A 25,059-nucleotide genomic window follows, 5' to 3' on the forward strand; every position below is an offset into this window, starting at 1 on the left:
TTTTTCCTTGATAGGCATGGAATGGTGACATCAAACCGGGGAGAGCATTTCTTATTCTGCTTTAATCCGTTCTATGCTCGGATAAAATGCTCGCGATAGTATTTTATCTCAGCTATGGAATCATAAATGTCCGCCAGCGCCTCATGCTTGCATTGCTTTGTGAGACCTGCGCAAATTTCCGGTTTCCAGCGCTTCACCAATTCCTTGAAACTGCTTACGTCCAGATTGCGATAATGGAAATACGCTTCCAGTTGCGGCATCCAGCGGACCAGAAAACGCCTATCCTGACAGATTGAATTCCCGCACATAGGAGAGATTCCAGCTGGGACATGGCCCTGCAGAAATGCGATCATGCGTGCTTCCGCCTCGGCTTCATCCAGTCGTGACGATCTCACCTTATCTACAAGGCCAGACCTGGCATGGGTAGACTTGTTCCAGTTATCCATCCCATCCAGCACTGCTTCCGTCTGATATAAGACCAATACCGGCGCTTCCGCCAGGACATTTAATTGAGAATCGGTTACGACCAGTGCGACCTCCAGGATATGATCAGTCTCCGGGCTCAGCCCGCTCATCTCCATATCTATCCAGATGAGGTTATTGCTGTCTTGTGCCATAATTGAATCGCTTTCCTGAATTTTTGACATGTAATTGTGTCATAACACCTCTGACCCGTCATCTTTCATCACCTTTATCGGCTGCGGGACTCCAGCGAGACATCGTCATCATGCATACTTTCACAGCCATCTTTCTCGCTGCCCTGATAATCACGGTTTTAACACGAACTTGGCTTGCAACCCGGCACATCAGATACATTCTCGCCCATCGCGACCGGGTACCCGAGAATTTTTCTTCTCAGATCAAGCTGGAGATACACCAGAAGGCGGCCGATTATACGTGTGCGAAGACCCGGCTGGGATATGTCAGTCTATCAGTGGAAACCGCGCTTTTACTGATATTCACGCTGGGCGGCGGATTGAATGCCCTTGCAGCGTTCTGGTCAGATTGGTTGAGCGATCCGCTGGTACACGGAATGGCACTCATCATCAGCGCCGCCCTGCTGATGAGCGTGGTGGAAATTCCTGTAAGTTATTATCGGACTTTTGTTATTGAACAGCAATTCGGTTTCAACAAGATGACGCCACGGATGTATTTCGTCGACCTGGTCAAGCGAATTGCGTTGGGCGTGTTACTCGGCGTGCCGCTGCTGTTCGGCATCTTGTGGCTGATGGAGAAAATGGGATCGTATTGGTGGTTTTATGCCTGGCTGGCATGGATGGGTTTCAACCTGGTTGTCCTCGCTATTTTCCCGACCTGGATCGCGCCCATTTTCAACAAGTTCACGCCACTTGAGGACGCGGCGCTCAAGGAACGCATTGAACAACTGATGCGGAAATGCGGTTTCAAATCCAGTGGTCTATTCGTAATGGACGGCTCGCGCCGCAGTAATCACGGCAATGCCTATTTTACCGGCTTCGGCAAAACCAAGCGGATCGTTTTTTTTGACACTTTGCTTTCTCGCCTGGATATAACCGAAATTGAAGCGGTATTAGCGCATGAACTGGGACATTTCAAGCGCCATCACGTTATCAAACGTATTGCCTGGACTTTTGCCATGAGCCTGATATTTTTATGGGCGCTGGGCTACCTGATGCAGCAGCCCTGGTTTTACCAGGGGTTGGGCGTCTCCGTTTCGTCGGTACCCTCGACAGCGATGGCACTGTTACTGTTTTTCCTCGTTATGCCTACGTTCACTTTCCTGTTCCAGCCATTGGCGAGCCTGTATTCCCGCAAGCATGAATTCGAGGCTGACAAATATGCGGCAGACAATGCTTCGGCGCCCCATCTCATACACGCGCTGATAAAACTCTACAAGGATAACGCCTCAACGCTTACTCCCGATCCCCTGCACTCGGCGTTTTATGATTCCCATCCGCCTGCGGCGATGAGAATAGCGCGGCTGGAAAACCTGGCGCATAATTGACGTTTTTTGAGCACCATCGCGAATATATCAACCGGATCGGTCGGGAAATTGCCATAAACGGCATGGATCACAAGGGCTGAGAGCCTATGTATACCGCGCAAGGCATCTTTCGATAAAATTTGGATTAACCATTTAACACTGACCAGCAGGAGTGCCAATGAACATCACCGCCAATGATCTCGCAACGAAACGGTGCAAACCGTGCGAAGGCAATATGCCACCACTTTCTCCCGCCGAAATAACAGTGCTGATGCAGCAACTCGAAGGATGGGAGTTTTTCGATAAGGTAATTCGAAAGGACTACAGTTTCAAAAATTACTACCAGACCATGGCTTTCGTCAACGCGGTCGCATGGATCTCCCATCGGGAAGATCATCATCCGGACATTGCGGTCGGGTACAATAAATGCAGCGTCGAATATACTACGCATGCGATCAGCGGCCTGTCCGAGAATGATTTTATTTGTGCCGCGAAAATAGACACTTTGTTCGAGATTTGAGAACAACCTGCCGCTCCCCAAATACATCGCCGATCCGTGGAGAGATAGTTGCCGCATTTGGCAAGCATTTTCTCGTCAAAACCGCAACTGACATAGCTCTCGAATGTGTGTTGCGGGGAAAAAAAGGAGGCGCGGCGTGCGGCGACCAAGTAGAAATTCGGCTGACAAGCCCCACGCAGGGTGTGATTGAATCTATCCTGCCACGCAGCGCGTTACTGTACCGCAGCGACACCTCCCGGCAGAAGGTCATTGCTGCCAACGTTACGCAGATAATCATCGTGGCGGCGGCGGTGCCTGCTTTTAGCGAGGAATTGATAAACCGATGTCTCGTTGCCGCCGAAAGTCAGCGTATCAAGGCGCTGATCGTACTTAATAAAACTGACCTGGCTGAGCCTGCACGCGCCGCATTTGCAACACTTTCGCTCTACGGGAGGCTTGGCTACTCCCTGCTACAGCTCAGCGCGAAGACGGATGTTAAACCCCTTCTGCCCTATCTGCACGGCCATCTCAGCGTATTAGTGGGTCAATCCGGAATGGGGAAGTCGACTATCATCAATGCGCTTGTTCCGGCCGCTGAGCGGGCCACCGCCGAAATTTCCCCGACGCTCGATACGGGACGCCACACTACCACGCACGCACGACTCTATCATCTAGATGAAATCAGCGGCATTATCGATTCCCCCGGCGTGCAGCAATTCGGCCTGCAACATATGAGTAGTGAGGAAGTCGCGTGGGCATTCATGGAATTTCATCGCTACCTTGGCCAATGCAGATTCAACAATTGCCGTCATATTGGCGAACCTGGCTGCGCCTTGCTACAAGCGGTGCAGGAAAAAAAAATAGACGCGCGCCGCCTGGATTTCTATCGCAAGCTCATCATGTCGCTGACCCCCTCTGTCGGCGCATTTTCCAGCGCCCGCCAGAAAGTTCAGCACTAGAATCTTCGTACCGACTGCTTTCGAGTTCCCTTTAACATCGCACTGGAGCGCGGTTTCCACAGGGCTTTGCTCTGCCCCTGAGTGATCCATCAAAACCGTGAAGCGTTAGCACGCTTATAGCTTATTTGAAGTTGACCTGCTCATGCGATTAAGACGCTGAGATCCGATATGAATGGTTAAGAATATCGCTTCCCCGGTGCACGATCCAGATAAAAAACCAGGTTCCTCGTCCGCGGCAACGGACGGAGAACCTGGCTTCCGTTTCTTCAGCAATCCGCTCGGTTAGCTGCCGCCAACTGACTGCGTTGTTGTTTCGCCAACTTTCTGTTTTTTGACTTTCCTTCCAGCGAGTGGATGACTGGAGAACGGTTCGAATCGCTCGAAACCTTTGACAGTTACCGCGCCGCCGGCCTCGACATATTGCTCTTCGAAATGTTCAAGAAATTCCATGAAAGTATGATCGACCAACGTAGCCTGACCAAAATCAAGAACCACTTCTTTGCCGGGTTTGAATCGGCTAAGCACCTTCTTGAAACCGATCAGATTGGAAAATATGGCCGCGTCCTGAACGTTCATATAGTATTGCGTTTCGCTTTCCTTCAACTGATAACGGGCCTTGAAAATGTTACCTAATGAAGCCCCGTTTACGATATGAAAGACAAACTTGACTGCGATACCCGCAGCAATACCGACAAGCAGATCAGTGGCAACCGTGGTCCCAATAGTGACCAGGAAGATGGTCAGTTGCTCGCTGCCGATTTTGTAAGTCTTGAAAAACAAGCCAGGCGAAGCAAGACGATATCCCACAAAGACCAGCATGGCCGCGAGGGCGGTGTTGGGAATCATCTCAATTACCGGAATCAGCAATAGCATCGAGATGAACAAGCAGAAGCCGTGAAAGAAATTGGCCCAGCGGGTGCGGGCGCCGAAAGTAACGTTCGCAGAGCTACGCGCAACTTCCGATATCATCGGGGATCCGCCAACAACAGCCGCAAGAGTATTACCCGCTCCGACGGCAATCAGGTCCTTGTTGAAATTCGACTGACGTCTCCACGGGTCAAGGCCGTCGACAGCCTTTACAGTAAGGCAGGACTCAAGGCTTCCGACAAGAAGAAACATGATCACGTACTTCCAGAAGACGCCGGTTCCTATCATGGAGAAATCAGCGTTGTAGCCGATCTCGGACCAGAAATCACCGATTTGCACTAGGATATGGGCGGGCTGCGTCGTCTTGAAATCCAGAACTATCGCTGCGGGAATCGCGATCAGCAGCACGACCATGGGTGCCGGAATTTTTTTAACGATCGGATTTTTTATCAGCGGCATGCCAAATAAAACCAGCAGACTGAGAAGCCCGACTATTGCAACGGGCCCATTAGGATTCATGATTGACGCAGGGATCTCCGCATACAGCCTCACAGGGCCCATTCCCGCCAGTGTCGCCGGGTCTATTCCCAGCAGGATGTGAGCCTGTTTGGATATGATGATAAGCCCGATGGCGGCCAGCATTCCATGCACAGCGGATAATGGGAAGAAATCGCTCAGCGAACCCGCCTTCATGAAACCGATGACAACCTGAAGGGCACCCGCTACCACCATGACTCCCAGAGCCATTTTCCACCCCTCTGGTCCGCCGCCAACCTGGGCTACGCAGCCTGCTACGATCGTAATCAAACCGGCCGCTGGACCCTTGATGGTGAGCTGAGAACCGGCAAAAAACGTAACCACCAAGCCTCCGATCATCGCGGTAAGCACACCCATCGCCGGCGGAAAATCACCGGCTTTGGCGATACCAAGACTGAGCGGCAGCGCCAGTAGGAAAACAAAGAACCCGGCCATGAAATCGTACCGGAAGTTCTCTAACATACCGGGCAGGCCGTCTTTCGGAATTGTCAATTTAGCAGTAGAACTAGTCGTAGAACTCATCAGAGGTTGCTCCCATTCGTTTGGATTTTAATGTCCCAATTAAAAACACGGGTTTAATAATATTTTGCACTTGCTTTTCGTGTTTGATACGTTCGGCGCATTCTGCCGGACAGGATTTATCCCGAAGGGTTGAAATACGCCAAACCTGGTGTTGTTAAGCTCCCAAAAATAAATGTCCCGGCAATGAACCGTCTCCGCAGTAATGCGGCCGCCCGTACAATCCCCATCGCTCTTTGGACATATGTCAGGTTTTCTACGGTAGGATTCATATTTCTCTCCCTTGCATGGAGCCAAACATTAAAACAAACACTTCCATCATTCGACCCTGCGATTCGCGCGCCCCCTCTTCCAATCGCACTGGCTATTTAAACTTGAGTACCATGCTCGCTTGACACGTCACTCACTGCTACGCTACTGGGTGGAGCAGGAGTCAGGGAATCTGCCACAAAGATAACCAGCTTACCTGTTATATCCGGAACAGGACCCCGTTCTCCTCTTTCATCAGTCCGTGCCCCCAGCGAAATTTGCAGGGCCGCGTTCTTTGCGTGATCGACATAGATACACGGCACCTACGGGACTGCTGTACCTTAATCCGCTTAACTTAGCCATTGTCCACATCATGAATTTTTCAGTGGAACGGCATGATAAGTTTTGACGTGAGGCCCGAGGTAAATTCGGGAGTAGATTCTTACCAGCGAGAGCCCCACTATGATGAAGCTCAGAGCAAGAATGATCGCAAACACGATCTGATCTGTGTGAATATGAGTGAAAATCAAATCTATCCCCAGAAATGATGGGGTAATGGGGAAACCCATCAACCCTAAACACGCAAGCAGGAAAATGAAAGCCTGACCAGAGTATTCGAACACATGACCCTGACCCTGAGGGTCCTTCAGATCCACCCCCTGCTCGAGTGACTTCAGTTGTGCCAGACACGCGTATCCCACAAGGCCTGAAAGGAGGATGCCACTTATATAAATGACGATCTCCCGCGTCGTCACTTCGTCGTAAAACGAGATGGCGAGCGCGATCCAGAGATGATTCATGACGACAAAGTACCAGCTCAACTGGGGACTCATTCTTTCTGAGAAAGACTTCAGCACGACGATCAGTGCGATGAAGGCAAATAGTGTCGGCAGGAATTGCTGGACTCCGGCCGGTAGAGATTGCTCGTAGAACAGGCAGGCGAGGCCGGCGAGGAAAAATGCGGTAGCGATAACGAAACCGACAGTTCCGGATAGCACCAGGTTCAGCTTCCTGCCGATCCATTTCACAGGGTCCCAGAAGAAGAAATACATGAACGAATCGAGGTTGAACTCCTTCACGCTCAGCATATAGGCCGCGTACTCGACTTGCTTGGATGTGGAGTGCTTGTCGATGTATTCCCTTGGAACAAAGTTGTAGAACTGGTCGCGAAGCAGGAAGGTCACAGCCGATGGCGAAACCAGAAGCTGATACGTCCGCAAGAATGCATTTCCCGCCGAATGGAGCAAGGCAAGATCATAAAACCCTAACGCCACTTCCACGAAAATGATGCCGATCTGCGCCACCGAAGAGTAGGCAATCTGCGTCTTGATCGAGGACTGTACGCGTGAAATAAGGGTCGCGACTACGGCGGTGGCCACACCAAGAAGAATCACAAGCGCTACCACAACAGGCTGGTTCTCCCAGAATGGGAACGTTCTCAAGAGCAGAAAGACCCCTAAGTGAACCGAAAGCGAGCCATAGAAGATCGCACTTGATGGAGTTGGTCCTTCCATTGCCCTGGGCACCCAGGAAGAGAACGGGAGTTGACCCGATTTCACCGCGGCGGCCAGTAGAAGCATCAACCCAATCAGAATCCCCAGCGTCGAGTCGCTCTCTAGAGTCTGAGCAACCAACTCCGGTTGCATCAGCTTCGAGAACGTGATGTTCTCATGCCATAGATGATGGCTCATCCAGATGACCAGGATCAGACCCATATCTGCGACGCGGAACACCGTGAATACCTTGAGCGCATTTTTTACCGGCAGGAAACGCTCCCTGTAGAACCCGATCAGGAGGAAGGACGTGATTCCCAGAATTTCCCAACCGATGAAGAGCGTCTCGAAATTACCTGAGAAAATAATGGTGTTGTAGCCGATGTAAAAGAACAGGATGGTGTTGAAAAACCGCTTATAGCCCCTTTCGCGATGAAGGTACCACCTGGAGTAGACGGTAACCAGAAAGCAGAGGAAGGAACCGACGAACAGGTAAACCGCGGTGATTTTATCGAAATAGAATGAAATGAAAAACTTGTAACTTTCCGTGTCATACAGGATGAGCTCAATTGTCTGGAACGTCGGGTGGCCGTCGATCAGCCAGAGGACCAGGAATACCCAGGCCAAAACCATGTGCGAACCGACAGTGAAGTAGGCTATCCACGAAATGGCATCCTCATTCCTTTTCGGCATGAGCATGGTGAGCGTAAACCCGATCAACGGGATGAATATGAATAGCCCAAGCAGTGAGGTTAGCAGCGTCGTCATTTTTTTGCCTTCTCCTTCTTCTCGATAAAGTAGACAGGTAAATTCTCTTGAACCGCATCCAGGGTTTCGATCGATTCCGCTTTCTTAGCCCGTTCCATCAACGCGTTCAGATCCGATACGGTTTCCAGATCTTTCAACAGGGGCTTGTAAATCTTCGAGAAATCACCGTCCTTGTATAGCCAAAGCTCACCTGTGTCCGGATGCAGCGCCACGCAATGCACCCAGTTGTTCTCGTAGAAGGAATAATTCGCCGCAGCGGCCTTGAGTACCTTCAACGCGACTTCCGGGTAGTGCTCGATGATAACAAGGAGACGTACGGGATCGTGCACTTCGATCATCTGGCTGGGGAGGCCTGTCCTCAAATCGCCATCCGCGCCGTTGGCCACGCCGATCAGGCCCATCACATTGTGCGGCAGCTTGGTACCAGCGCCCATTTTGTGATTGTCGGTACGGGAGAAAAAGTATTCGAGGTCAATCCCGCCCATAACCGGTGCAATCGGCCCCATGGATACTGCCAGAAACTTGCCGTCGGGATCGGTCCGGTAGTCATAGCTGCTCGTGGACGCTCGCCGGTCCAGGAAGAGGTTTTCCGAAATACTCCGCCTGCCGATAATGCTGACCGCGTTCGTCGCATGATTGAGCTCCGGCCGGGGTTCGAACAGGGAAACCGCTCTCCTGCGGATTTCCTCATGAATCTCCTTCGGGCTCATTTTGGTATCGATGGACACCAGCCTTCTGGACCGCTCCTTCGCGTGGAGATCGAGCGCTTCGTCGATGACAAGCGAATTTCTCCTGTGTCTGGCGGCGTTTTCCTCGGAGAGAATATCTTCATCGAAGAAGGCGACTTCGTCACGCGTGGTGTCGTGCAGACCCGGGAGGAACTGGGTTTCGGGTGGGATAACGACGCCCCGCTCCTTGAGCGCTTCCCTTACCTTGGGATGGTTGGCCATGTAACAGAACGTCCTGGCATTCACCGATCCGGGCCGGCCACCGCAGGCGCCACAGTCATAGGCGGTATAATGAGGGTTGTTTACGCTGGATGCGCCGTGGCCGATCATGTAAACGATGGGAGCGAAGGTTTTATCTACCCCGTTTAACCCCGTACTGGTCAGGACACCCTGGACGCGCTGGACCATCTCATCGATAGTGTAGCCAATCTGCAATCCGTTTTCCTTGTCGTTCGGGTCCTTGTTTTCGATGGTGAGACTCGCGTTCCTGTCCACGTGTAGATAAGAGGAGGCCATGGCCGGCATCGCGCCGGGCTTGAATACATTCAAGGCCAGTCTCAGGGCCGACACAAACCCGATGGTTTGGGAGATAAACCAGCCCTGGAAAAGCAAATGCGTGAGCTTGGAAAAATGCACTTCCTTCTTCATTTTCTGCTTGCTACCGATTTCCTTGACGAGAAACTTGGGGAAGACCGGCGCGGGACAGCATTTCGTGTAGAACTTGCCGTTCTCGGGCTGATAATACAGCTCGACGTTAAAAAATCCGGCGGTGGTAAACGTTTCGCAATCCGGATCAACTTGTTCGAGGTACCGGCGGAACGATGTTAACCGGTCATCGATGCAGAAGAACGTCTGGAAACTTCTGTTTTCGATCTTTCTTTCCCAGGTCTTGTCCTGCAAAGCTATTCCAGCCAACACCTGGTCGTAGTACGTCCACTCAAAAGCATCGTGCCAAAGGGAAAGAACAGTATCGACCTCAGCCTCGGGCACATCGTCGAACAACGGTTGAGGCCGCTCTTCCAGAATGCGGGCAATGGGTTGCCAGCTTTCGCCGAAATAGGAATCGAGCGCGTCGATCTCAAGCAAAAGCTCGAAGATAATCAGGTCGTGAACCGTGATATTCTTCGGGTTCAGGAGAGAGGCGGGCTGGGCCTCGACTGTAGACACCATGCCCGACCAGCCTGGGTGCGCAAACTGCTGGTCAAACAGATACTGCGTATAGAGGGTTTCATCTCCCACCAGGAGCTTGAGCAGATCCTCCATCTTGTGGTTTCCAGACACCAAAAGCTTTTTAGCTCTCTTCGTCTTGAAGAAGCTGGTAAAGCTCTTTTCCTCCATTTCCTTTATGGCGGCGAGAAAACCCTTGTGTCCGATTGGAAAGCCCCATATTGAGATCCCCTGATCCAGAAAGCTGCACAGGATTCTGAACAAAAGCGGGTGAACCATCAGATCTAGATCAATAGGATAATGGCGCTTCCAGTTCGCCCTCAGTTTACCTATTCGGGGGGAAACGGAATCGTCATATTCCTTGTTAAAAACTTTATCCATCCACTCGTCAAGGTGCTCGGAACCTTTCCTTTCCGAGATGACGCGCTCAAGAATATCCTTGCGGATGCGACCGGCTTCGTACAGGTCTCTGTATTCTCTGAGTTGAAGTGAGGGAAAATATCCGAATATTTTTTTTGCGCGTCGCGCGCCGTCGTAAAACTTGTCGTTCTGGAATGCGTGTAATGTATTATGATGAATAAAGTCTTTCAGCGGAGCCTGGCAGGGCAAATAGTGCTGCAGGTCATGAATCGCTTCCGCTTCATTGAAAGAAGAAGTTGGAGCCTCTGCCTGGGTTTCGGCCAGTTCTACGTGAACCGCACTGATGTCCGCTCGCTTGTCTAGACTAACCGGTGCGCTGACTGCAGCTGCGGCGGCACCGGAAGCCACGAACTGTTTTGGAGAATCCGTCACCAACTCGATTCTCTTTCCCTCTTTTTGCATATTTCCACCTTTATCTATCGCTGCTGGCATAATTTTGGCTCCTCTTCTTTATGACGCCTTCTAGGCTATCTATCAATGGTTTCTCCCCTCTAAGAGGGGATCCAAGACCTTCGGAACATGAAACACAACATATCGCCTCTTCTGAACACCGGTTCAAACCCGGCTCCCGGTCATACCGTCTTCCAGTCGTACATACTCCGCTTCGGTCTGCTACTACGCTCCCCAACAATTCGGTTACTGACTGCCTGAGTACATTACCTAACTGCAAGATGAGCTGTAATCTGATCAAAACAAAAGCAATTCATTCGACCTAAAAGACAGAGGAATTTACTCAGGTATTAAAATTAGCACAGCTTATGTGAAGAATTCGTGAAGACCGTAATATTGCAATCAGGACACTTGAACGGCCGTTCCCATAGGTAACCCGCGAAGGACGGCAGGACTGGAGCAAGACGGAGTTATTGGCGCGTTGCAGGATATAGAATGAAAACAAGGCAGAGACAGCGTGCAGTTGCCGACCGCGGAGGTGCTCGTTCCGCAAAAGCCGCCCTCGCGCCTTCCGCCAAAATTGGGAGATTTATTCAGAGGCTCGCCGGAAAAACGCGCGGAAAACGGGAATGATCAGGGAAAAACGATATGAAAGGTTGCGCCGCAACCCGGCGTGCTTTCAACTTCGATGCGCCAGCCATAGTGGTCGCAGATGCGCTTTACTATTGCAAGCCCTATCCCGAGACCCTCACCTTGAGTTGATCCGCGGAAGAAGCGCTCGTAAAGAAGAGGCAGGTAGGTAGGCTCGATGCCAATGCCCGAATCGGAAATCGACAGCCGGTTGCCGCTGAAATTCACCCGTATGAAGCCGCTGTTTGTATATTGCACGGCATTGCGAAGCAAATTCACCAGCGCGGTATGAAGGGCTTGCCGGTTCAAGGTGAGGACAGCCTTCGGCTCAACTGCAACTTCAAAGGTGAGATGCTTCCGATAGATTTCGCCGCATACGGGTTCTGCCGCATCGTAAACGCATTCTGCGAGCGCAACAGGCTCCATAATGCCCAGAGCCTGCTCGCGCGCGAGAAACAGCAAAGCCTGCAATTGCTCGCCCATGCGAGTCGCCGCGGCCTCGATCATGCCAATGCGCGCGCGCGCTCGTTCGGAGAGGTTTGCCTCTGTGACAAGCAGTTCGCAACTCGTCAGGACAGTGGTGATGGGGGTGCGCAGCTCATGACTTATGTTGGCGGTAAACTCCTGCTCGCGTCGGAGCATACGTGTGATGCGGTTCTGATAGTCGTCAAGCGCGCGGGCAAGCTGTGCCACTTCCTCATCCTGGCCTGGCTGGGTAAGGGTTGGCCCCTGCGCATCGCCAGGCGCAAGATGCCTTACCTGCTCGGCGAGGTCAGTGACTTGTTTGACGAGCACGCCTGCCAGCAGATACCCCACTACGAGCGCAACGCCCACTACCGATATGAGGGATAAAACGATGAGCAGCCTCAGCTCCCGCTGCCGCTGCTCGTGAAGCCCGACTTCATACGCGACGAGAAACTTGACCCCGTCGACATGATGTACCGCAACGCGAACCTCCTCAGGGCCGCGGAACACCTTGTGGCGCCTATAATTGAGCCCCTGCAGGTGGGAAGGGAGCCGGGATTCTTCCGCGGGCTCATGGATGATGTACTTCTCAAGATTGGACCCCTCTTGAGGGACGAAATCGGTGCTCTCGCGATAGCGCTGGAGCAGATGGTCCATCTCGGTTTCAATGATCTGCTCAATGTGCGCTTCCTCGATATCGTCGGAAGCGATATAAAGACTGACCCCCAGGGTGCCGACAACTACTATGCAGAATATTGCAAACGCCAGCGCAACGCGAAGGCGTAAACCACGCTTAAGTCCGGGCACGGGTGGCCAAGCGATAGCCGAGACCATGAACCGTTTCGATGGGATCATAGCCACCAGCCCGGGTCAGCGCCCGCCGCAGTTCGTGCATATGACTTCGCAGCGTATCGCTGGTTTCCTGAACATCTCCCCATACTTCCGTTTCAAGTTCTTTCCGGCTGAAAACCCGTCCGGGCTCGCCCATCATTACTGCAAGCAGTCCGATGCACTTGGGTGGCAATTTGACGCTGGCGCCAGCGAAGCGAATCGACAGTGTTTTTGGATCGAATGAAAGATCGTCGGTTTCCAGCGTGCGGCTGGTAACCTTGCCTTTTCTGCGTTTGTGCATGGCAACCAGACGTGCTTCAACTTCTTTCAGTGCGAATGGCTTGACCAGATAATCGTCAGCTCCGCAGTCAAAGCCTTTCAGCTTGTCCTCCAGCGTATCGCGCGCGGTCAGCATCAGCACTGGCGTATCGAGATTGGCTTCCTGACGAAGCTTTCGGCACAGCGTAATGCCATCCGCACCAGGCAGCCCGATGTCAAGCAGAATGCCGTCGAATTTCTGAGTAACCGCAAGATGAAGACCGGTGATGCCGTCCGCCGCTGCGTCGACTCCGTGGCCCCGGGCTTCCAGGAAATCGTAAAGGTTACTGGCTATCGCCGGATCGTCTTCGATAATTAGTATATGCACGAGAAGATGCCCCACAAAAAGAATTTGCGCAAAACACTACGCGCACTGCGAAAAATCTATGATTGGAACAATTACCCATTCCTATACGCCTGGTTGCCCAATTCTTCTATCCGTCAATATCAGCCTGGTGGTATTTACGACTGATGGCATGGACCGCCTCCACGAGCGTCCGTGCATTCTCCGGCGGTGTAAACTGGGAAATGCCATGACCAAGATTGAAAACATGGCCGTTGCCTTTGCCGTAACCGGAAAGGATTTTCTCCACTTCGGCAACGATCACTCCCGGCGTGGAAAACAATACCGCAGGGTCGAGATTTCCTTGCAGGGCGACCTTGTCACCGATGCGCTGGCGCGCTCCGGCGATATCCACGGTCCAATCCAGGCCGACTGCGTCACAACCGCTGTTGGCGATGCTTTCGAGCCACAGTCCCCCGCCCTTTGTAAAGACAATGCTCGGAATGCGTTCAGCACCATGCTCGCGCTTCAGTCCTGCCAGTATCTGGCTGATATAACGGAGGGAAAATTCCTGATAAGCGGCATGCGACAACGATCCACCCCAGGTATCAAAAATCATTACCACTTGGGCGCCGGACTCGATTTGCGCGTTGAGATAGGCGGTTACCGCCTGGGCGTTGATATTGAGAATGTGATGCAGCAAATCCGGCCGCTGGTATAACATCGTCTTGATCTGACGGAAATCCGTGCCGCCGCAACCCTCCACCATATAGCATGCGAGCGTGAAGGGACTGCCGGAAAAACCGATCAGTGGAATCCGGTTATCCAGCGTCCTGCGGATTTGTGAAACCGCATCCATCACGTAACGTAAGTGCACCGCCGGATCAGGCACCGTAAGCGCCCGAATTTCCCATTCCTCTCGCAGAGGCCGCTCGAATTTGGGACCTTCGCCGTCCGCGAAATAGAGTCCCAGCCCCATTGCATCAGGAATCGTCAGAATGTCCGAAAATAGTATCGCGGCGTCCAGCGGGAATCGCGCAAGGGGTTGCATCGTAACCTCAGTGGCGAAATCGGGATTCTTGCACAACGCAAGAAAGCTGCCTGCGCGAGCGCGCGTCTGATTGTATTCCGGCAGGTAGCGCCCCGCTTGGCGCATCAGCCACACGGGCGTGTATTCGGTAGGTTGTCGCAGCAGAGCCCGCACCAGAGTATCGTTTTTTAATCTTGTCATTCGCTTCTATTTAACCCCGTGAATTCCGCAAAGGCCAGCGGATGGCAACGGCCAGGCCCATTGCGTGTTTTGACTTTTCTGACAGTGTAAGGCGTTGCAGACACGCCCGAAACCGCCGAACTTCCAAATCGTCTGATTTTACCAGCGATTGGCCTTCGGGTACATGATCACGGCTGAAACCGAAACCGGGACGATTGAGAATGTCATCCGTTTCATGTTTGTCGGATCCGTCCGGTATGGGGAAATTTCTGGCCAATTCTGGCTAAACGTCCTCGATGGGCGAGATTGTGAAGATCGACTGGCTTATTCAGAACTTACCGCGAGTCACGGAATTGTGACAACAATGCGCCCTGCTCAATTCTCTTCGATGGCAAACAGCCGACGGTATTCCCGGATAGCGTAGCGGTCTGTCATGCCTGCGATATAGTCGGCAATTGCCTGATGCTCATCCTGAAGATATTTCGACTGGAATACGGGAGGAAGCAAGCGGATATCCGAGTTGAACGCATTGAAGAGCATTTCGAGAGTATGGCGCGCCTTCGCGCTCATGCGGGCCACCTTATAGTGCCGGTACAGATAGTCGCGCAGAAATTTTTTCAGTTCCTGCTGCTCCTGCCAGATTTCCTTGCTGAAGCCGATCAGGGCGGGCGCCGCCCGCACGTCGGACAAACTGTCCGGACGGGCGTCTGCGATGTTCATTTCGCTCTGCCTGATCAAATCCCCCACCAGGGTATTGATCATGCGCCGAACCGTTTCATGAACCAAACGCCGCCCCGAGATCTGGGGGTAATGCTTTTTGGCCATGGCCAGGTGCCGGGCAAATATTCCCACTTCTTCAAGTTGCGCCTGGGTAATGAGCCCGGACCGCAGGCCGTCGTCCACATCGTGATTGTTATACGCGATTTCATCCGCAAGATTAGCTAATTGTGCTTCCAGCGAAGGCCGTTGGTCCACAAGAAAACGTTCACCCACATCCCCGAGTTTGCGGGCGTTTTTCTTTGCGCAATGTTTGAGAATGCCTTCACGGGTTTCAAAGCACAGATTCAAGCCGTCAAATGCGCCGTAATGCTCTTCCAGCACATCCACTACTCGCAGAGACTGGAGATTGTGCTCGAAGCCGCCGTGGTCTTTCATGCAATCGTTGAGCGCATCCTGTCCCGCATGACCGAACGGTGTATGGCCCAGGTCGTGCGCCAGAGCGATGGCTTCAACCAGGTCTTCGTTAAGATGCAGATTGCGCGCAACCGAGCGGCCGATTTGCGCCACTTCCAGGCTGTGCGTCAAGCGCGTGCGGAAAAGGTCTCCCTCGTGATTGACGAAAACCTGGGTCTTGTATTCAAGCCTCCGGAATGCGGTCGAATGGATGATGCGGTCCCGGTCGCGCTGAAATGGAGTACGCCCTTGAGACGACTCTTCGGCGATACGACGTCCGCGCGAATTCGCCGGCGATACTGCGTAAGGCGCCAACTCATGCATCGGCAGTGCATTCCGAAAGCATGTTTCGGAGGACCTCCGAGGGCACATCGGAACGAACCACTGCTTCGCCAATACGTTTCAGTAAAACAAAACGCATCTTTCCTGCCTCGACTTTCTTGTCCAACCCCATCAGGTGCAAATATTTTTCCGGACCAAGATTGGGGGCAACCACGGGAAGACCGGCCCGGAGGTAAATTTTTCGGATTCGCTCAACATCAGCCTCTCCGATCATGTGCAGGCGACGTGACAATTCAGCCGCCAGTATGGTGCCTGCCGCTACTGCCTCGCCGTGAAGCCACCTGCCGTAGCCCATCGCATTCTCGATAGCGTGGCCGAATGTATGCCCGAGGTTCAGTAATGCGCGGACACCACTCTCATGCTCGTCAGCTTCCACAATTTCGGCTTTATGCAGACAGCTTCGCCGTACTGCTTCGATCAATATCTCTCTATCCCGTGCCAGAAGCTTAGGCATGTTTGATTCGAGCCATTCGAGAAAGGCGGAATCGCGGATCAGGCCATACTTGATTATCTCGGCAATACCCGCACGCAGCTCTTTGTCGGGCAATGTGTCAAGTGTAGACGTATCTATGAGTACCACTCGGGGCTGGTAAAAAGCGCCGATCATATTTTTGCCAAGCGGGTGGTTGATACCTGTCTTGCCGCCGACCGAAGAGTCGACCTGCGCCAGAAGCGTGGTGGGAACCTGAATAAAGGGCACACCACGCAGATACGTGGCCGCAGCAAAGCCGGCCAGGTCGCCGACCACTCCGCCACCCAGCGCGACGACGAGCGTGTGGCGTTCACAGCGATGAGCGAGAAGTGCATCGAAAATCAGATTCAGTGTTTCCCAGTTCTTGTACTTTTCTCCGTCGGGCAGGATGATCGGAACGGAAGTCACCCCATGACTCTCCAACATCCCGCGAAAACTTTCCAGATACAAAGGCGCTACTGTGGTGTTCGATACGATCGCAACCCGCTTTCGCGGCAAATGCCGCAGAACAAGGCCTGGTTGATTCAAAATACCGTTGCCGATATATATCGGATAACTTCGCTCATCAGACGCAGAGGTGAGATTGACCGTAATTGTTTGCATTTTATTATGGGCCTGGAAAAGCTCCCGTTAGCCGTTTATCGGAATCTGACAGGCAAGGGCGGGTTAGCCGCAGTGTGCGAAAAAAGTGTAACGCTCGTGGTTTTCATCACCACGGCTTCACTACCACCAGTATCACCACCCCAATCAGAATCAGCACTGGAATTTCATTGAACCAGCGATAATAAACGTGCCCGTGCCGATTGCGATCGTGTTTGAAATCGGCGAGTAGCCTGCCGCAGTACAGATGATATCCGATCAGCATCGCCACCAGTGCGAGCTTGGCATGGAGCCAACCGCCCGAAATACCATACCCCAGCCAGAGCCACAGGCCGAAGACGACAGTCAACATGGCACTTGGCCCCATGATGCCATAATAGAGCTTGCGTTCCATCACCTTGAAACGCTCGATACCCGGCAAGTCCTCACTCGTGGCGTGATAGACAAAAAGACGCGGTAAATAAAACAGTCCGGCGAACCACGCCACCACGAAAATGATGTGCAGAGACTTGATCCAGAGCATTTATTTTTTGAATCCTGGCGATCAATCAATTGATTAGGCGCGGAGGCGCAATGCCGCGTCGTGCGCAATGCGGCATACTCGACGCACCCATCAAATAAACATGGATATTTGACGAGTACTTAACTATCATCATCATACATTTACCTGTGGAGGCGAGATGAACATTGATTATAAAGGATACAGCATTATTACTGCGTCAGAACTCGACGACGGCACCAATCTCTGGAACGGCCGTTACAGGATCCTTGATGATAACGGCATAGTCGTTTACGAAAGCTTCGTCGAACCTTTGCAAGATCAGGAAAAGGCGCATGAGGCTGCTAACGTGGAAGCCCGGGCATGGATTGACAGGCGATAATTGATGTGGCCGAACCGGGCAAGACCCTGAAACTGCCCAGCTCGACTCGATTGAGCGTCATCTCGACTGAACGATTCGCAGACAAGATAATCAGCAAATTGGCCCTGCCGGTGAGAAGGTTCTGTCCGCTTCACCGCTTTTCGTTGCCGCCATAGCCGAAAATTCCGGCATCGCCCCGCGCAGACTCATCGCCAGACTCAGCGCCAGATTTGAATATGGCACAAGACATGAAACAAGAGTTGGTTTTAAACGGCGACAACCTCAAGATCGGGTTCTATCGACCTCAACATATTCTGAATGCCCCTCAACGTACCCGAGATTGAGCTGGGGCAGGTGCCGCATGCGCCCTGGTAATGAACGCTAAGCCTGTTACCATCGAGGCCGAGCACGTGGAGATCGCCACCGTCATTTTGCAGGTACGGCCGTACCTCCTCATCGAGCAACGAGTTGATGATTTCGAGGCGCTGCTGATCCTCGGGACTTAGACCCGCAATTTCAGCGGTTGCCGCGGCAACTGTGGCGGCTGTTTGCGTATCCGCGGCCGGCGCTGCCCGGATCGGATCAGCGACTTCGCGCGCCAAGTCCTGCCAGTCGGCGCCGCCGTCCTGGGTAACCGTTATCCAGCGGTCGACATAAAACACGTTTGTGACATGATCAATGTCGAACAGCGCAGCGGCAAGGGGATCGTCTTGCGCCTGCTCGGCATTGTCGTATGAGCGCGTCACCCCCCAGGTCAATGGTTCCTTCAGTATGAACTTCAGTGCATTCCGATTGGGGGTGCCCTCTATTTCAGCTATTTTTGGCATTTTCTGCTTCTCCAGAGATGTTTTAGGCATCGCCTATCGCGGCGTGCATCGGATCATCCTCGGCCTCGGTCGAGGTAGTGGTAACAGAATTGAGCGCCGCGTGCAGCGTATGCCAAGGCAGAATTGCGCACTTTACCCGTGTGGGCAGATCCCGTACCCCGGCGAACACAGTGAGCCGACCAAGGTGGTGCTCAGCGTCGAGATTGAGCGTGCCGGTCGCCATGTCACGGAATTCCTTGATAAGCGTTTCCGCATCCGCCCGTGTTTTGCCTTTCACAACGGTTGTCATCATTGAGGCTGATGCCTTGCAGATCGCACAGGATTCACCCTGGAACGCGATGCTGGCAATGTGTTCTCCTTCGAGATTGAGTGCAATATCGAGGTGATCGCCGCAGAGTGGATTATGACCCACCGCATAATGGCTTGCATGATCGAGCGCGCCGTAATTACGGGGCTTCTTGTTATGGTCGAGGATGACCTCTTGATAGAGTGATTTCGAGTTCATTAGGTGAAAAATTTTTGGACGGTGCGAATGCCTGCGATAAACGTATCAACCTCAGCCATTGTATTATAGAACGCAAACGAGGCACGCGTCGTCGCCGGCACCTTGAGGCGCAGCATCACCGGTTGCACGCAATGGTGACCGGTGCGAACGGCGACCCCTTCCTGATTCAGGAGCGTACCGATGTCGTGCGGATGCACCCCTTTGACCTCGAAGGAAACCACTGCGGTTTTCATTGGAGCAGTGCCAATAATGCGCACGCCCGGCATATGAGACATCTGTTCAGTGGCATAATTGAGCAGCTCAAGCTCGTAAGCGGCGATTGCGTCCATACCGATGGCGGATAGGTAATCAACCGCGGCGCCGAGCCCGATCGCGGCGGCAATCGGCGGTGTACCGGCCTCGAATTTGTGTGGGATGGAATTGTAGGTGGTTTTTTCAAACGTCACCGACATGATCATATCCCCGCCGCCTTTGAACGGCTGCATGCGCTCAAGCAGCTCAGCCTTGCCGTAAAGGATGCCTATGCCTGTGGGGCCGCACATTTTATGGCCTGAAAAAGTGTAGAAATCGCAGTCGAGATCCTGCACATCTACACGCATATGCGGCGCTGCCTGGGCGCCATCGATCAGTACCGGCACTCCGCGGGCATGCGCAAAGGCGATCATTTGTTTTATCGGGTTGATCGTGCCGAGCGCATTGGACACGTGCAGCACACCGACGAATTTAGTGCGCTCGTTGAAGAGTCCTTCGTATTCATCAATGAGAAGCTCACCGGCATCATTGATGGGCACCACGCGGATCTTCGCACCCTTCTCTTCCGCCAGCATCTGCCAGGGAACGATGTTTGAATGATGCTCCAATGTGGTCAAAATGATTTCGTCGCCGACCCCAATGAATTTTCGGCCGTAACCGTGCATTACCAGATTGATCGAATCTGTTGTGCCACTGGTGAAGATGACTTCCCTGTCTTCGCCCGCGTTGATGAAACGCTGCAATTTGCGGCGCGAGTCCTCATATTCCGCAGTGGCCGTTTCAGATAAATAGTGCACACCGCGATTGATGTTGGCATGCTGGCTCGTCTGGTAACGCACCAGGCGGTCGATTACCGGTTGCGGCATCTGGCTGGATGCCGCATTGTCAAGATAGACCAAAGGCTTATTCTCAACCTGGAGCTTGAGAATCGGAAATTCGGCGCGAATGGCTTCAACATCGAATATCGAAGCGAATTGCGGTTTCAAAGTGGAATCTATGATCTTCATAGGTCAGCTTCTTTTGGTTTGCTCGAACACCGTTCGCTCAAGCCGTTGTTTGAGCGAAGCAACAGGAATGCGATCGATAATTTCAGCACCGAACGCATAGGTCAGCAGATTGCGCGCCGCAATCTCGGATAGCCCGCGGCTCTTTAAATAAAATAGTTCCTCAATATCGAGCTGGCCAACGGTTGCTCCGTGCGCGCACTTGACGTCATCCGCGAAAATTTCGAGCTGTGGCTTGGTATCGACGCGCGCCTTCGCACTCAACAGCAGATTGCGGCTCGACTGAGTGGAATCGGTGCACTGTGCTCCCGAACGTACCATGATCTTGCCGTTAAACACAGCGTGCGCCGCGCCATCAACGATGCATTTGTGTAACTGACGGCTGATACCATTGGGCTGCGCATGATCTATGCAGGTATGCGTGTCGGCAAGTTGGCGCCCGGAGATCAGTGCCAACCCGTCAATAGCACATTCGGCGCCCTCGGCCGCAAGGCGTGCATTCAGGTCATAGCGCGAAATCCGCGCGCCAAGCGCGACGCTGACTGATCGATAGCGGCTGGCATGCGCCAAGGATACCGCACAGTGCCCAATATGAAATGCCTGGGGGCTGTCGCGCTGAATCCGGACGTGATTAACCTGAGCATTACCTTCAAGCACGATTTCGGTCACCGCATTGGTGACATAAGCTCCTTCTTGCAACGTAACGTAATCCTCGACGATTGTCACCGCACTGCCGGATTCGGCAATCAGAAGACAACGCGGATGGCTTGCCACCTCCGGTTGCGTGGCGATGAATAACACATGCACGGGTGCATCGACCGCAGCATTGCGCGGCGCGACGACCAGCGCCCCATCATGCAGGAACGCCGTATTGAGCGCGGCGAACAGGTTGTCCTGAAACCCCGCGTGGCGGCCGAGATGCGGCTCTATTACCGTTCCATGCGAGGATACGGCCGTCGACGACAGATCGGTGACCGTCAAGCCAAGGTCTCTCGCCTTGTCAGGTTGCGTGGAAAACTGCGGCATATACGCGCCATCGACAAACACGAGCCTAATTGCCGCTTCGTCCAGATAAAAACCCTCTACGTCGGCGGCTTGCAATGTCGAAACAGCACGAGCGGGCTGGAACGAAAGCTTGGCAAGTGGAGAAATATCGGTAAAGCGCCAATCCTCGTCCCGTGTGGTTGGCAGCTTGAGCGTACCGGCACGGTCCACCGCACTCGCCCGCAACTGATTAAACCATGCCAACGGACTTGGCGGCAGTTGCGGCTGCCCCTGAAGAAGGCTTTCGAGATAGCTGCTGCTGGTAACCATGCTCATATTCAGGCCTCGGCCTCGGCCTCGACCGCGGCACGGTGCTCGGCGCCTACCCAATCGTAGCCACGTGTTTCGAGATCGAGCGCGAGTTCCTTGCCGCCGGTCTTGATGATCCGGCCCGCCTGCATCACGTGCACGAAGTCCGGCACGATATAATTAAGCATCCGCTGATAATGTGTCACCAATACGATTGCATTGTCCTTGGTCGCGAGCTTGTTTACACCATTTGTGACGATCCGAAGCGCATCGATATCAAGCCCGGAGTCGGTCTCATCGAGAATAGCCAGCCGGGGCTCAAGCAGCGCCATTTGCAATATTTCGTTCCGCTTCTTCTCGCCCCCGGAAAAACCTTCGTTGACGCCGCGGTCCAGAAAATCCGGATTCATGTCCAGCAGTTTCATTTTCTCACGCACGAAATCCTCAAACTCGAGCGGGTCAAGCTCATCCTTGCCATGCTGTGCCTGCACCGTGTTGTACGCGAGGCGCAGGAAATGACTATTCGAGACGCCGGGGATCTCGATAGGATACTGAAATGCGAGGAACAGGCCGGCACGCGCGCGTTCTTCCGGTTCGAGATCAAACAGATTGTGGCCTTCGAACGTTATTGAACCGCCGGTGACCTGATACGCATTATGGCCTGCAAGCACCTTTGCGAGCGTGCTTTTGCCCGAACCGTTCGTTCCCATGATCGCGTGCACTTCACCGCTTCTTACTGTCAGATCTATGCCCTTGAGTATCTCGATGCCGTTAACGGTCGCCCGCAACCCGCGTATTTCAAGCAATACCTTGCTGTCCTGATGAATCATCCGACACTCCCTTCAAGCTTGAACTCAAGCAGTTTGGTCGCCTCGACCGCAAATTCCATCGGCAATTGCTGAAATACATCCTTGCAGAACCCATTGATAATCATCGATACCGCTTCCTCGTTGCCTATGCCGCGTTGGGCAAAATAGAACAATTGATCTTCACCGATCTTTGATGTGGATGCTTCGTGCTCGACCTTGGCCTGCTGGTTACGAACCTGTATGTAAGGAAAGGTATGAGCCCCGCATTTGTCGCCGATCAGCATCGAATCGCATTGTGAATAATTGCGCGCACCAGCTGCAGTAGGCGCAATCCTGACCAGCCCACGGTAGCTGTTATTGGAATGACCGGCTGAGATGCCTTTGCTGACGATGGTGCTGCGCGTATTTTTCCCAATGTGGATCATTTTGGTGCCGGTATCGGCTTGCTGGTAATGATTGGTGACAGCCACCGAATAGAATTCTCCCACCGAATTTTCGCCTTGCAGGATGCAGGAAGGATATTTCCAGGTAATTGCCGAACCGGTCTCGACCTGAGTCCATGAAATGCGCGAATTGACACCTTTGGCCAAACCGCGCTTGGTAACAAAATTGTAGATACCGCCCAGGCCATTCTCATCCCCCGCATACCAGTTCTGCACCGTCGAGTACTTGATGTCGGCATTATCGAGCGCGACCAGTTCGACCACCGCGGCGTGCAATTGGTTGGTATCGAATTTAGGCGCGGTGCAACCTTCAAGATAGGAGACCGACGACCCTTCCTCGCCGATGATCAGCGTGCGCTCGAACTGTCCCGATTCCTCCGTATTGATGCGGAAGTACGTGGACAGATCCATGGGGCATTTGACGCCTTTAGGGATAAAGCAGAATGTCCCGTCGGTAAAAACCGCCGAGTTGAGCGCGGCGTAGTAATTATCTCCCACGGGCACCACTGTCCCGAGATACTGCTTCACCAGTTCCGGATACATCTGGACAGCCTCGGAAATCGAGCAGAAAATAATACCGACCTCGGCAAGTTTCTGCTTGTAAGTCGTCGCCACCGACACGCTGTCGAATATCACGTCGACCGCGACGCCTGCCAGTGCCGCCCGCTCGTGCATCGGTACCCCCAGTTTCTCAAAGGTGCGCAGCAACTCGGGATCGACCTCGTCCATGCTGTTCAACTTCTTTTTCGGCTTTGGCGCCGAGTAGTAGCTGATAGCCTGAAAATCGATCTTCGGATATTTAACGTTCGGCCACTTCGGCTCTTCCATCTTGAGCCATTGCTCATAGGCTTTGAGCCGAAAATCAAGCAGCCAGGCAGGCTCGTTCTTTTTGGTGGAAATGAGCCGGATAATATCTTCGTTAAGCCCTTTTGGCGCAATATCCGACTCGATTTCGGTAACAAAACCGTGCTTATAAGGCTGATTGACCAGATTTTGTAATACTGCACTCATGAGTTGCTCCAATATCGTTTGTGTCGAAGATAAATCCGTGAACTTCGCTATTCCCGCTATTCCAGGCGCCGCCCCTGTCTCTTCGTGTTGACCTTTGACAGCTAAACGCTGGCGGGTTCTTTCAAGCTGAAGCTTTCACCGCAGCCGCATGTATTGTCGACGTTGGGATTCTCGAATTTGAATGACTCATTAAGTCCTTCCCTGACAAAATCAACACGCGAACCATCCAGAAATGGCAGAGTGCCGGCATCAACCACTACATTAGCATTATACGATTCGAACATCTGATCGCCTGCACGAACTTCGTCAGCATAGTCGAATGTATAGGCGAACCCGGAGCAGCCGACCTTCTTCACGCCGACGCGCAACGCCAATCCTTTACCGCGCTTCTCAAGCTGCTTCCGGATCTGTTTTGCTGCGTTTTCGGTCAATGTTATTGCCATTACATTCTCCGATTACCGTTCACGATGATCATGATCGAAAATAGTCTTTCGCAGTGGCGATGGGGATCAGGCCGAAAATGCGGCACGTTCCCGTTCGGGCGCCGCCTTTTCAGGCATTACCTTTCGCATATCCAGCATTTGCACAACGCCATTTTCCCTTGCTTTCTGTTCATCACTTCTTGCTTTCTGTTCATCAACCAGTTGCTTCAGCGTCACTGCGCCTAAATGGTCGAAAATAAGGTCATTGAGTTTTACCCACAAGTCGTGAGTCATACATTTCTTGTCATTATGACAATTTTCCTTTCCGTTACATTGGGTAGAGTCGATAGGCTCATCAACTGCAAGGATAATCTCGGCAATGGACACTCGTGCCATGTCTTTGGAAAGGCAGTAGCCACCTCCTGGGCCTCGTACGCTGTCGACAAGCCCGCGTTGCCGCAGCTTGGCGAACAATTGCTCAAGATAAGATAGCGAAATTTGCTGACGCTGACTGATTTCCGCGAGCGTCACCGGACGAGTGCTGTGCTGCATCGCAAGATCCAACAGCGCCGTTACCGCAAACCGTCCCTTCGTTGTTAGCCTCATGATAAACTCCTCTTAACTTTCGATTCAAATGAAATAGAGATATTGATCATAAACTCATTCAGCCAATACCATTCAGCCAATACCAATACATGACTGATTTAGTCAACTATAAGATACCCGATCTATTTAGTCAACTATAAAGAG

At 52.7% G+C, this 25,059-nt stretch carries 22 protein-coding genes; 4 read left to right on the forward strand and 18 right to left on the reverse strand.

What is annotated here, in order from left to right:
* Positions 1 to 71: 71 nt before the first annotated feature.
* Positions 72 to 617 carry an oligoribonuclease gene (gene orn, locus BMX66_RS11360; protein ID WP_090882435.1) on the reverse strand — a complete coding sequence of 182 codons (546 nt, stop codon included), beginning with the start codon at positions 615 to 617 and terminating at the stop codon, positions 72 to 74.
* Between the two features lie 110 nt (positions 618 to 727).
* On the opposite strand from orn, the gene BMX66_RS11365 reads away from it, so the two are divergent.
* The 3 genes from BMX66_RS11365 (at position 728) to rsgA (ending at position 3,421) form a co-directional block, all read left to right on the forward strand.
* A complete protein-coding gene (locus BMX66_RS11365) occupies positions 728 to 1,984 on the forward strand; it encodes a M48 family metallopeptidase (RefSeq protein ID WP_090882257.1) in 1,257 nt (418 codons plus the stop codon).
* Positions 1,985 to 2,141: 157 nt separating this feature from the next.
* Entirely contained in the window at positions 2,142 to 2,483 is a 342-nt protein-coding gene (locus BMX66_RS11370) for a 4a-hydroxytetrahydrobiopterin dehydratase (RefSeq protein WP_090882259.1), read from the forward strand.
* Positions 2,480 to 3,421 (forward strand): ribosome small subunit-dependent GTPase A, encoded by a 942-nt coding sequence (gene rsgA, locus BMX66_RS11375; RefSeq protein ID WP_255398926.1) that lies wholly within the window; start codon positions 2,480 to 2,482, stop codon positions 3,419 to 3,421. Before BMX66_RS11370 ends, rsgA begins: the two co-directional genes overlap by 4 nt.
* A 282-nt stretch (positions 3,422 to 3,703) precedes the next feature.
* Here rsgA and BMX66_RS11380 read toward each other — a convergent pair whose 3' ends face one another.
* The 9 genes from BMX66_RS11380 to hemJ form a co-directional block, all read right to left on the reverse strand.
* On the reverse strand, positions 3,704 to 5,347 hold the full coding sequence (locus BMX66_RS11380) for a SulP family inorganic anion transporter (protein ID WP_090882261.1): 1,644 nt from the start codon (positions 5,345 to 5,347) through the stop codon (positions 3,704 to 3,706).
* Positions 5,348 to 5,964: 617 nt separating this feature from the next.
* The gene (locus tag BMX66_RS11385; RefSeq protein WP_090882263.1) at positions 5,965 to 7,854 is read right to left on the reverse strand and encodes a proton-conducting transporter transmembrane domain-containing protein; all 1,890 of its coding nucleotides are present in this window, start codon (positions 7,852 to 7,854) and stop codon (positions 5,965 to 5,967) included.
* Positions 7,851 to 10,601 (reverse strand): YbcC family protein, encoded by a 2,751-nt coding sequence (locus BMX66_RS11390; protein ID WP_090882265.1) that lies wholly within the window; start codon positions 10,599 to 10,601, stop codon positions 7,851 to 7,853. The genes BMX66_RS11385 and BMX66_RS11390 overlap by 4 nt, the downstream gene beginning before the upstream one ends.
* 591 nt (positions 10,602 to 11,192) lie before the next feature.
* Positions 11,193 to 12,488 (reverse strand): sensor histidine kinase, encoded by a 1,296-nt coding sequence (locus BMX66_RS11395; RefSeq protein ID WP_090882267.1) that lies wholly within the window; start codon positions 12,486 to 12,488, stop codon positions 11,193 to 11,195.
* Complete coding sequence (locus BMX66_RS11400; protein ID WP_090882440.1) at positions 12,448 to 13,131, reverse strand: response regulator transcription factor; 684 nt, start codon at positions 13,129 to 13,131, stop codon at positions 12,448 to 12,450. The genes BMX66_RS11395 and BMX66_RS11400 overlap by 41 nt, the downstream gene beginning before the upstream one ends.
* A gap of 106 nt (positions 13,132 to 13,237) precedes the next feature.
* A complete protein-coding gene (hemE, locus tag BMX66_RS11405) occupies positions 13,238 to 14,317 on the reverse strand; it encodes a uroporphyrinogen decarboxylase (RefSeq protein WP_090882269.1) in 1,080 nt (359 codons plus the stop codon).
* Between the two features lie 354 nt (positions 14,318 to 14,671).
* Positions 14,672 to 15,793, reverse strand: coding sequence for a deoxyguanosinetriphosphate triphosphohydrolase (locus BMX66_RS11415; RefSeq protein ID WP_090882271.1), 1,122 nt, complete (start codon positions 15,791 to 15,793; stop codon positions 14,672 to 14,674).
* A complete protein-coding gene (gene aroB / locus BMX66_RS11420; RefSeq protein WP_090882273.1) occupies positions 15,786 to 16,886 on the reverse strand; it encodes a 3-dehydroquinate synthase in 1,101 nt (366 codons plus the stop codon). Before aroB ends, BMX66_RS11415 begins: the two co-directional genes overlap by 8 nt.
* A 106-nt stretch (positions 16,887 to 16,992) precedes the next feature.
* On the reverse strand, positions 16,993 to 17,406 hold the full coding sequence (gene hemJ / locus BMX66_RS11425; RefSeq protein ID WP_090882275.1) for a protoporphyrinogen oxidase HemJ: 414 nt from the start codon (positions 17,404 to 17,406) through the stop codon (positions 16,993 to 16,995).
* Between the two features lie 157 nt (positions 17,407 to 17,563).
* On the opposite strand from hemJ, the gene BMX66_RS11430 reads away from it, so the two are divergent.
* The gene (locus tag BMX66_RS11430; protein ID WP_090882277.1) at positions 17,564 to 17,764 is read left to right on the forward strand and encodes a hypothetical protein; all 201 of its coding nucleotides are present in this window, start codon (positions 17,564 to 17,566) and stop codon (positions 17,762 to 17,764) included.
* Positions 17,765 to 18,009: 245 nt separating this feature from the next.
* Here BMX66_RS11430 and BMX66_RS11435 read toward each other — a convergent pair whose 3' ends face one another.
* The 8 genes from BMX66_RS11435 to BMX66_RS11470 form a co-directional block, all read right to left on the reverse strand.
* Positions 18,010 to 18,570, reverse strand: coding sequence for a NifU family protein (locus BMX66_RS11435; protein WP_090882278.1), 561 nt, complete (start codon positions 18,568 to 18,570; stop codon positions 18,010 to 18,012).
* A 22-nt stretch (positions 18,571 to 18,592) separates the two neighbouring features.
* Positions 18,593 to 19,075 carry a Fe-S cluster assembly sulfur transfer protein SufU gene (gene sufU, locus BMX66_RS11440; protein ID WP_090882280.1) on the reverse strand — a complete coding sequence of 161 codons (483 nt, stop codon included), beginning with the start codon at positions 19,073 to 19,075 and terminating at the stop codon, positions 18,593 to 18,595.
* Positions 19,075 to 20,334: an aminotransferase class V-fold PLP-dependent enzyme gene (locus BMX66_RS11445; protein WP_090882282.1), complete on the reverse strand. Its 1,260-nt coding sequence runs from the start codon at positions 20,332 to 20,334 to the stop codon at positions 19,075 to 19,077. The genes sufU and BMX66_RS11445 overlap by 1 nt, the downstream gene beginning before the upstream one ends.
* Positions 20,335 to 20,337: 3 nt before the next feature.
* Positions 20,338 to 21,651: a Fe-S cluster assembly protein SufD gene (sufD, locus tag BMX66_RS11450; protein WP_177168780.1), complete on the reverse strand. Its 1,314-nt coding sequence runs from the start codon at positions 21,649 to 21,651 to the stop codon at positions 20,338 to 20,340.
* Between the two features lie 2 nt (positions 21,652 to 21,653).
* Entirely contained in the window at positions 21,654 to 22,454 is an 801-nt protein-coding gene (gene sufC, locus BMX66_RS11455) for a Fe-S cluster assembly ATPase SufC (RefSeq protein WP_090882286.1), read from the reverse strand.
* Entirely contained in the window at positions 22,451 to 23,887 is a 1,437-nt protein-coding gene (sufB, locus tag BMX66_RS11460; protein WP_090882288.1) for a Fe-S cluster assembly protein SufB, read from the reverse strand. The genes sufC and sufB overlap by 4 nt, the downstream gene beginning before the upstream one ends.
* 101 nt (positions 23,888 to 23,988) lie before the next feature.
* On the reverse strand, positions 23,989 to 24,330 hold the full coding sequence (locus BMX66_RS11465) for a HesB/IscA family protein (protein ID WP_090882290.1): 342 nt from the start codon (positions 24,328 to 24,330) through the stop codon (positions 23,989 to 23,991).
* Between the two features lie 66 nt (positions 24,331 to 24,396).
* A complete protein-coding gene (locus BMX66_RS11470) occupies positions 24,397 to 24,915 on the reverse strand; it encodes an Rrf2 family transcriptional regulator (RefSeq protein ID WP_090882292.1) in 519 nt (172 codons plus the stop codon).
* Positions 24,916 to 25,059 lie beyond the last annotated feature (144 nt).

The sequence above is a fragment of the Nitrosovibrio sp. Nv6 genome, from assembly GCF_900110495.1.
Classification (GTDB): Bacteria; Pseudomonadota; Gammaproteobacteria; order Burkholderiales; family Nitrosomonadaceae; genus Nitrosospira.

What these genes read in the sequence shown, in the direction of transcription:
- orn (WP_090882435.1), bottom strand. Translation starts at nt 617, where the DNA reads ATGGCACAAGACAGCAATAACCTCATCTGGATAGATATGGAGATGAGC.
- BMX66_RS11365 (WP_090882257.1), top strand. Translation starts at nt 728, where the DNA reads ATGCATACTTTCACAGCCATCTTTCTCGCTGCCCTGATAATCACGGTT.
- BMX66_RS11370 (WP_090882259.1), top strand. Translation starts at nt 2,142, where the DNA reads ATGAACATCACCGCCAATGATCTCGCAACGAAACGGTGCAAACCGTGC.
- BMX66_RS11380 (WP_090882261.1), bottom strand. Translation starts at nt 5,347, where the DNA reads ATGAGTTCTACGACTAGTTCTACTGCTAAATTGACAATTCCGAAAGAC.
- BMX66_RS11385 (WP_090882263.1), bottom strand. Translation starts at nt 7,854, where the DNA reads ATGACGACGCTGCTAACCTCACTGCTTGGGCTATTCATATTCATCCCG.
- BMX66_RS11390 (WP_090882265.1), bottom strand. Translation starts at nt 10,601, where the DNA reads ATGCCAGCAGCGATAGATAAAGGTGGAAATATGCAAAAAGAGGGAAAG.
- BMX66_RS11395 (WP_090882267.1), bottom strand. Translation starts at nt 12,488, where the DNA reads ATGGTCTCGGCTATCGCTTGGCCACCCGTGCCCGGACTTAAGCGTGGT.
- hemE (WP_090882269.1), bottom strand. Translation starts at nt 14,317, where the DNA reads ATGACAAGATTAAAAAACGATACTCTGGTGCGGGCTCTGCTGCGACAA.
- BMX66_RS11415 (WP_090882271.1), bottom strand. Translation starts at nt 15,793, where the DNA reads ATGCATGAGTTGGCGCCTTACGCAGTATCGCCGGCGAATTCGCGCGGA.
- aroB (WP_090882273.1), bottom strand. Translation starts at nt 16,886, where the DNA reads ATGCAAACAATTACGGTCAATCTCACCTCTGCGTCTGATGAGCGAAGT.
- hemJ (WP_090882275.1), bottom strand. Translation starts at nt 17,406, where the DNA reads ATGCTCTGGATCAAGTCTCTGCACATCATTTTCGTGGTGGCGTGGTTC.
- BMX66_RS11430 (WP_090882277.1), top strand. Translation starts at nt 17,564, where the DNA reads ATGAACATTGATTATAAAGGATACAGCATTATTACTGCGTCAGAACTC.
- BMX66_RS11435 (WP_090882278.1), bottom strand. Translation starts at nt 18,570, where the DNA reads ATGCCAAAAATAGCTGAAATAGAGGGCACCCCCAATCGGAATGCACTG.
- sufU (WP_090882280.1), bottom strand. Translation starts at nt 19,075, where the DNA reads ATGAACTCGAAATCACTCTATCAAGAGGTCATCCTCGACCATAACAAG.
- BMX66_RS11445 (WP_090882282.1), bottom strand. Translation starts at nt 20,334, where the DNA reads ATGAAGATCATAGATTCCACTTTGAAACCGCAATTCGCTTCGATATTC.
- sufD (WP_177168780.1), bottom strand. Translation starts at nt 21,651, where the DNA reads ATGAGCATGGTTACCAGCAGCAGCTATCTCGAAAGCCTTCTTCAGGGG.
- sufC (WP_090882286.1), bottom strand. Translation starts at nt 22,454, where the DNA reads ATGATTCATCAGGACAGCAAGGTATTGCTTGAAATACGCGGGTTGCGG.
- sufB (WP_090882288.1), bottom strand. Translation starts at nt 23,887, where the DNA reads ATGAGTGCAGTATTACAAAATCTGGTCAATCAGCCTTATAAGCACGGT.
- BMX66_RS11465 (WP_090882290.1), bottom strand. Translation starts at nt 24,330, where the DNA reads ATGGCAATAACATTGACCGAAAACGCAGCAAAACAGATCCGGAAGCAG.
- BMX66_RS11470 (WP_090882292.1), bottom strand. Translation starts at nt 24,915, where the DNA reads ATGAGGCTAACAACGAAGGGACGGTTTGCGGTAACGGCGCTGTTGGAT.